8 protein-coding genes and 1 pseudogene are annotated in these 7,605 nt (G+C 54.4%); 7 read left to right on the plus strand and 2 right to left on the minus strand.

Translation table 11 applies throughout. The features are described from left to right. The 7 genes and pseudogenes from HJG40_RS10605 to HJG40_RS10635 form a co-directional block, all read left to right on the plus strand. Window positions 1-181 (plus strand): annotated as a pseudogene (locus HJG40_RS10605) (TolC family outer membrane protein); the annotation flags it as partial. 26 nt (window positions 182-207) lie between these two features. Continuing rightward, window positions 208-1,242, plus strand: coding sequence for an HlyD family secretion protein (locus HJG40_RS10610; protein WP_215864161.1), 1,035 nt, complete (start codon window positions 208-210; stop codon window positions 1,240-1,242). A gap of 3 nt (window positions 1,243-1,245) precedes the next feature. Continuing rightward, a complete protein-coding gene (locus tag HJG40_RS10615) occupies window positions 1,246-3,018 on the plus strand; it encodes an ATP-binding cassette domain-containing protein (RefSeq protein ID WP_215864162.1) in 1,773 nt (590 codons plus the stop codon). Further along, window positions 3,015-4,130 (plus strand): ABC transporter permease, encoded by a 1,116-nt coding sequence (locus tag HJG40_RS10620; RefSeq protein WP_215864163.1) that lies wholly within the window; start codon window positions 3,015-3,017, stop codon window positions 4,128-4,130. The genes HJG40_RS10615 and HJG40_RS10620 overlap by 4 nt, the downstream gene beginning before the upstream one ends. Continuing rightward, window positions 4,130-5,239 (plus strand): ABC transporter permease, encoded by a 1,110-nt coding sequence (locus HJG40_RS10625; protein WP_215864164.1) that lies wholly within the window; start codon window positions 4,130-4,132, stop codon window positions 5,237-5,239. Before HJG40_RS10620 ends, HJG40_RS10625 begins: the two co-directional genes overlap by 1 nt. Window positions 5,240-5,411: 172 nt before the next feature. Next, a complete protein-coding gene (locus HJG40_RS10630; RefSeq protein WP_215864165.1) occupies window positions 5,412-5,648 on the plus strand; it encodes an antitoxin in 237 nt (78 codons plus the stop codon). Beyond that, entirely contained in the window at window positions 5,645-6,052 is a 408-nt protein-coding gene (locus HJG40_RS10635; RefSeq protein WP_215864166.1) for a type II toxin-antitoxin system VapC family toxin, read from the plus strand. Before HJG40_RS10630 ends, HJG40_RS10635 begins: the two co-directional genes overlap by 4 nt. Before the next feature lie 184 nt (window positions 6,053-6,236). On the opposite strand, the gene HJG40_RS10640 is transcribed toward HJG40_RS10635, so the two are convergent. After that, entirely contained in the window at window positions 6,237-6,575 is a 339-nt protein-coding gene (locus HJG40_RS10640) for a DsrE family protein (protein ID WP_215864167.1), read from the minus strand. A 15-nt stretch (window positions 6,576-6,590) separates the two neighbouring features. After that, on the minus strand, window positions 6,591-7,605 hold a 1,015-nt coding region (locus HJG40_RS10645), incomplete at its 5' end, for an MFS transporter (protein ID WP_215864168.1).

Raw genomic sequence — 7,605 nt, forward strand, 5'->3', positions numbered from 1 at the left:
ACGCTCCATTATTGACCTGTTGCACACTGCCACCGACTACGTGCGTGCCGAGCAGGATTATAACGTCGCTTTCTACAATCAGGTGATTGCCCGGGTGCAACTCAAGGCGGCCTCCGGACAAATCAACATGGCTGACCTGCAGGCTATTAATGCCTTGTTGGTTCAGAACGTCACCCCATAACGCATTAGCCGAGGAGTGTTTGATACATGGCTATCCAGAAAAAAAGGTTGGTGGTTGTTGGCGTAGTGGTACTCGCTATTGCGGGTGCCATTGCTTATTGGCAAACCCGGCCGGCTGCACCCACCCATCAGGTAACCGTTTATGGTAATGTTGATATTCGTCAGGTACAGACAGCCTTTGATGATAATGGTCGGCTGCTTAATCTTCTGGTCCAGGAGGGTGACCGGGTTAAAAAAGGCCAGCTATTGGCAGAAATTGATCCCGTGCGTTTTCAGGATTCGGTAGATAAGGCCAGCGCTGCTGTTGCTGCTCAGGAACAGGTTTTGGCGCGCCTTTTGGCGGGTTCCCGTCCCGAAGAAATTGCCGAGGCTCGGGCACAGACTGCGGCCGCCCGGGCAACGCTGGCGAATGCAGAAATCACCTGGAAACGCCAGGAATCTCTTGCTGCCCAGCAATTTGTCCCTCAACAAAGTGTCGATAACGCGGCGGCTGTCCTGAAAACTGCCCGTGCCAATGCCGACCACGCCCAACAGGCATTGGCTCTGGCTGTCAAGGGGCCGCGTAAGGAAGATATTGCGGCAGCACGGCACTTGTTGCAGGCCGACAAGGCGAGTTTGTCTTTGGCGCAGCGCGAACTGGCTGACACACGTCTCTTCGCGCCCGATACAGGCGTGGTTCAGGACCGTATTCTGGAGCCGGGCGATATGGTTTCTCCGCAGACGCCTGTGTTTACCCTGGCACTGGATAATCCGGTTTGGGTACGTGCCTACCTGCCGGAAAAGGCGCTGGGTCAGGTTCGCCTGGGTATGAAAGCAAATATTCAAAGCGATTCGTTTCCCGGCAAAACTTTTTCCGGCTGGGTGGGTTTCATTTCACCCACCGCAGAATTTACGCCCAAGACCGTGCAAACCACCGAATTGCGCACCGAACTGGTCTATCGGATGCGGGTTTATGCCTGTAATCCCCAGCATCAGCTGCGGCTCGGAATGCCCGTTACTGTGCATATCTCTTTGCAAAACAATCATCCGCAAAAATTGTCTGCGCATCCCTGCGGGAACTGAGTCGTGAGCGAGGTCGTTACGCCGCTGCATTTTTCTGAAGTCAGCAAAAGTTTTGCTCGTGGCAGGGAGCGGGTGCAGGCACTGGATCATCTTGAGTTCACTTTGCAGACAGGCAGTATCACCGGGCTATTGGGGCCTGATGGTGCCGGTAAAACCACCTTGATGCGTCTGGCTGCAGGTCTGCTTTTACCCGATAACGGCACAGTGCGTGTTTTGGGTGCCGATACCCGCAGTCAGGCCAATGCGATTCAAAACCAAATCGGCTATATGCCTCAGCGCTTTGGTCTGTATGAAGAGCTCAGCGTACAAGAAAATCTGGATCTTTATGCGGATTTGCAAGGCTTGAGTCGTGAGGCGGCGCGGAGCCGCCAGCAGGAGTTGCTCAAGCTGACGGCGCTGGGTCCTTTTGGCGCCAGGCCATCCGGAGCGCTATCCGGAGGCATGAAACAGAAGCTGGGCCTGGCCTGCGCCCTGTTACGGGCACCACCATTGCTGCTGCTGGATGAACCGACAGTAGGCGTGGACCCCATTGCCCGCCGTGAACTCTGGGAAATTATTCAGGGCTTACGTGAAAAAGGGCTGACCGTGTTGATGAGTACCGCCTATTTTGATGAGGCAGAGCGCTGCGATGAAATCCTCCTGTTACATCAGGGTAAATTGCTCAAAAAAGACACTCCGGCGGCATTCAGCGCGCCGCTTCATGGACGCTGTTTTCTGGTGAGCCACCAGACGGTCAGCAAGCGGCATCTCCGCGAAACCCTGCAAGCCCGTCATGGTATTCAGGATGCGCGCATTCTCGCCAATGGCGTGCGGGTACTTTGCCGGACCACGACGCAGCCCGAAGCACAAGCAGGAGAGAGCTGGCAAGTGGTTGCCCCGGACTTTGAGGATGCTTTTGTTGATTTGCTGGGTGCTGCAACGTCAACGTCTGACGCGCCAGTGACCGCCAATACGGTAGTGGCAGAGCCAGTACAGCAGGCTTCTCCTATGCCGTCCAGGGAGGAATCCACACCGGAAACTGTCATTGAGGTGCATGATCTCTGCAAGTTTTTTGGTCATTTTGAAGCCGTCAAGGGGAATAGCTTCAGCGTGCAGAAAGGTCAGATTTTTGGCCTGTTAGGAGCCAATGGTGCCGGCAAAAGTACGACTTTCCGCATGCTTTGCGGTCTGCTCCCCGCCTCATCAGGCACCTTGCGTGTTGCCGGGGTGGACATGCGCCACGCCAGCGCCCAGGCGCGGGCACGTATCGGTTATGTCTCCCAGAAGTTTTCTCTCTATGGCAATCTCAGTAGTGACCAGAACCTCAGCTTTTTCTCGGCAGCCTATGGCTTACGCGGGGCTTTGCGACGGCAGCGACTGGATTGGGCGCGGCAGGAATTCCAGTTGGAAGACTATCGCGATGTCAATGTGGACGAGCTTCCTTTGGGCATCAAGCAACGACTGGCTCTGGCTTGCGCCTTGTTGCACGAGCCCCCCATTCTCTTTCTGGACGAGCCCACCTCCGGGGTCGATCCCTTGGCCCGGCGAGAATTCTGGAAACGGGTCAACGCATTGGCAGAAGCCGGGGTAACGGTGATGATTACCACCCACTTTATGGATGAAGCCGAATATTGTGACAATCTGGTCTTGATGTCGCTCGGCGAAGTGCTGGCCCAGGGAAGTCCCGAGCAGGTGCGCGCCCAGGCCCGCAGTGAACAACAACCTGACCCCAGCATGGAGGACGCATTTATCCTCCTGATTCAGCATCATGAAAGCCAAATCCGGAGAGCCTCATGAATCCGCAGCGCCTGCGCGGCTTGATTCGTAAAGAGTTCATCCAGATTTTGCGGGACCCTTCGGCCATAGCCATTGCTTTTGTCCTGCCGGTATTTCTGCTGTTTTTATTTGGCTACGGCGTTTCCCTGGATGCCCGTCATGTGCCCATCGCTGTTGTCGTGGACCAACCCACCGCAGAAACCAGTGGATTTGTGGGCGGGCTACAGCATTCACCTTATTTCAAGCCGGAAATATATGGCAGTCTGCACCAGGCCCGACAGGCCGTCATGGACCGCAAGGCCGACGGGATTGTCTGGCTACGCGCAGATTTCAGTCGCCAGGTCATTCAGGGTAAAACCGCACCCATCGGGGTATTGGTCAACGGGGTGGATGCTAATAATGCCCGCATTATGGAAGGCTATATACAGGGCGTTTGGCAAAACTGGTTGCAACAGCGTGCCCTCAATGCGGGCAAGCCGCTGATTATCCCGATTAATGCCGAACCTCGTATCTGGTTTAATCCGGCCTTGCGCAGTCGGGATTTTCTGGTTCCCGGTTTGATTGCCGTCATCATGACGCTCATTGGCGCCTTGCTGACCGCTCTGGTAGTAGCGCGAGAATGGGAGCGTGGAACCATGGAAGCCTTGATGGCCACGCCGGTCACGATGGCTGAGATTTTGCTGGGTAAACTGATTCCTTATTTCATCATGGGTATGGGTGGTTTGCTGTTATCGGTGGCCCTGGCCGTCTGGCTTTTCGCAGTGCCGCTGGTGGGGAGTTTTTGGGTGCTACTGGTGTGTTCGGCGCTTTTTCTGCTGGCGGCGTTGGGAATGGGCCTGCTGATTTCCAGTGCGGCCCGCAACCAGTTTGTGGCAGGGCAAATTGCCATCATCGTCACCTTTTTACCGGCCTTCATTCTGTCCGGCTTCATTTTCGACATCCAGTCGATGCCAGCGCCTATCCGATTCATGACTCATATTGTCGCCGCCCGATATTTTGTCAGCATCTTGCAGACGGTGTTTCTTGCAGGGGATGTGTGGTCCATTATTCTCTGGAATAGTCTGGCCCTGTTGTTGATGGCCCTGTTTTTTCTGGGGGTTACCTGGCGACGTTCGCGCAAGAGGTTAGACTGATGCTGGCACGCATATGGGCCTTGGTGATCAAGGAATTTCTCGCACTCATGCGCGATAAAAAAAGCCGTTTTGTGCTGATAGGACCACCGATTATCCAGTTGCTGGTGTTTGGATATGCCGCTACCTACGACCTGAACCATATTCCCTATGCAGTTTATAACCAGGACAGCGGTTTTGCTTCGCGGCAGTTATTGGACGGTTTTCAAGGATCTACAGCTTTTAAGCAGGTTGCGACCATAGAAAACGAAGGACAAATTGCACCACTCATCAATAATGAAAAAGCCTTGCTCATCCTGAATATTGGCCCGCACTTTACCCGCGATTTGCTCATGCATCATCCGGCGCCTCTGCAGGTGATCATCAATGGACGCAACTCCAATACGGCCACCCTGGCACTGAATGATGTGAATACGGTGTTGATGCACTTTGATGTGTGCTGGGCCCAGGAACACCACTGGGGGAAGCCGCCGGCGCAACTGGTTGTTCGTTCATGGTTTAACCCCAATCTGCTGTCGCGCTGGTTTATTGTGCCGGGTATTGTGGCACTGCTGGTGCTGGTGGTGACACTGCTGGTAACCGGTTTGTCCGTAGCCCGGGAGCGGGAACAAGGCACCTTTGATCAATTGCTGGTGACGCCCATGCGTCCCGTCGAAATCTTGTTAGGTAAGGCTATACCCGGTTTTGTGATCGGTGCGCTGGAAGGATTGTTTATTGTTCTGGTGGCGGTGTTCTGGTTTCAGGTGCCCTTTGTCGGCAGTGTTTTTGCTCTTATCCTCGGTTTGGCGCTGTTTCTGCTGGCGGGAGTGGGTATCGGTCTGATGATTTCTTCCCTGTCGGTCACTCAGCAGCAGGGCTTGCTGGGCGTATTCATTTTTCTGGTGCCGGCCATTATTCTTTCGGGCTTCGCCACCCCCATCGCCAACATGCCCGAAGCGGTGCAATACCTGACCTATCTCAACCCCATGCGCTATTTTCTGATTATTGTACGCGGGGTTTTTCTGGAAGGGGACAACATCCCCATGCTCTGGCCCCAATACTGGCCCCTGGCCATTATCGCCCTGTGCTCCATGGCGGCAGCCTCCTGGCTGTTCCGGCATCGGATGCAGTGAGATGCTTTGCCAACATGGGCAATGAAAATAATGTGTGAGTTGGATGTCGCCCGGGTGCTTTCGCACAGAAATCCCTGCAATTCGATGTGCCGGCAGTGTGTACATCCATGTGTTTACATGGCTGCTCAAACAGGCCATGCTATGAGCCATTTAAGAATAGAACGAGGTAGTCATGGCTCATACTAAAATTTTCAGAAACGGTCATTCGCAGGCCGTCCGCATCCCGGCGGAATTGGCTTTCAAAAATTGGGAGATGGAGCTGGTCATCGAGCGTCACGGCGACGAATTGCACATTCGCCCGGCGCAGCGGCGTATGGGAAACATCCTGGGGAAATTTGCCGGATTTTCTTCGGATTTTATGGCGAAAGGACGTGGTGATAATCAGGAAGATGAACGCGAAGCAATATGAAGCCAAAATACATGCTCGACACCAATATCTGCATTTACCTGATGAAACAGCAACCACCATCAGTGCGCAAAAAATTCGATGCGTGTTTTGTGGGAGATGTGGTCATTTCAGCCATTACGCTGGCTGAACTTGAATATGGCATCACCTGCTCGGCAAATAATCAGCGAGCTAATCAGGCGGCTTTGGATGATCTGCTGCAGGATATTCCCGTCGCAGCATTCGATTCCCAGGCCGCCCGCGCCTACGGGCCGGTCAGATGGACCACCAGAGAACGCTCCCGTGATGCCCTGGATAAACTTATCGCTGCACATGCCATTGCCTTGAAAACTACGCTGGTTACCAACAATGAAGCCGACTTTTGTGCGTTCCCTGGCCTGACTGTAGAAAATTGGGTGGATAATTGACAGGGCTTTGATCGGCGCCTTGCTCTTCCATCTGATCAGTAAACTCTACGAACAGACGGCGCTGTTTGACAGTCAACACCGATGCAGGCGTTGATGGGTATGCAAGGTCGAGAGCTTTTTGAGGCCATCACAGAGCTGGGCGAAGAACTCAGTGGCCTTGAGTTTGCCATCGAGTCATTCACCGTCAAAAACACACGACTTCATCAGCGCCACTGATCCAGCTGGACAAACCTTTCATGGAACTTCTGCTGACCCCGCTCGGTAATGTTTCTATAGCCTGTGCCTTTAAAGAGTTACCGCAGCACTGGACCTCCAGGCCCAATTCCAGCAACTCTCTCAATAGGCTTCGAGTACTGTCAGAAGCTTTATCCCAGTCTCTCAGGATCAGCACGCCCTGACCGGCAAGAAACAAGCGAACGTCTTTGTTGTCTGCCAACATGGCACCGGCGAGACGAACGGCCGTATCGGCGCGAGGGTTCGCCTCATCAGGGCCTGCATGCAGAATGATTAATGCTTTGCTCATGGAAGGTGCTCCTGTTCAGATACGTCGGGGATGCGTTTCTTGAACCGCAAAAGCAATCCATAAGCCCGAGAAGGCCACAATGCCGGCGGTCAGCCAGATCGCGGGCAGGATTTTATCACTCCATTGGGCCACCAGACCCAGAATGACCCCGCCGATGGCGTAACCCGTGTCGCGCCAATAACGATACGTGCCCAGTATCCGACCCCGTTGCATGGCTGGAGCAATATCCGACATGGCGGCAATCAAATTGGGATAAAGCAGTGCCATGCCGAGCCCCATCAGCGCAGCGGTGACCATCCATGCAGCAAAGTGGTTCACCAATGCGGTTCCTGCCAATCCTGCGGATAACAGGGCAAAGCCCAACAAAACCGGTGGCTTGCGACCAATGCGATCGGCCAGATGCCCGGTCCAGAACTGGCAGAGCCCCCAGACCATGGCATAAACGCCGGTAATCCAGCCGATATAGATAACGCCGAGGCCGTGGAACTTGAAAAATAGCGGGAACAACACCCAGACCAGTGTGTCCGCAATTTTGTTGGTGACTCCGCCCTGGCAAAGCGCCCGGTAGGTCCGATCCTGAAAGGAAACCTGCAGGAAAGTGCTGGACATACTTTGCGCGGGTGCCGCTGCCGGGTTGTCAGCCTCTTGTTGTGTATGCTCGGCCCGCACCCAGTAAATGGTATCTTTTATCCACAGCAGCAGCACCAACGCCAGCGCAATGACCACTAGCCCAAAGACCAGCAAGGACCAGCGGGGACCATACAAAACGGCCAGATACCCCGTGGCCAGACCCGCTGCACCCACGGCAATGTAACCCATGGCCTCATTGATGCCGACCGCCAGACCGCGCTGATGATTGGCCGACAGATCAATCTGGCTGGTAACAGTCATAGTCCAGGTGAATGCCTGGTTGAAGCCGAGGAAAATGTTGGCCCCGATAATCCACCACCAGTTGGGGGCAAAGAAAATCAGGATCGGAATGGGAATGCCAGCTATCCAGCCGAGCAGCAAAACCCGCTTGCGGCCGATG

Source organism: Acidithiobacillus concretivorus (assembly GCF_018853445.1).
GTDB classification, from domain to species: Bacteria; Pseudomonadota; Gammaproteobacteria; order Acidithiobacillales; family Acidithiobacillaceae; genus Acidithiobacillus; species Acidithiobacillus concretivorus.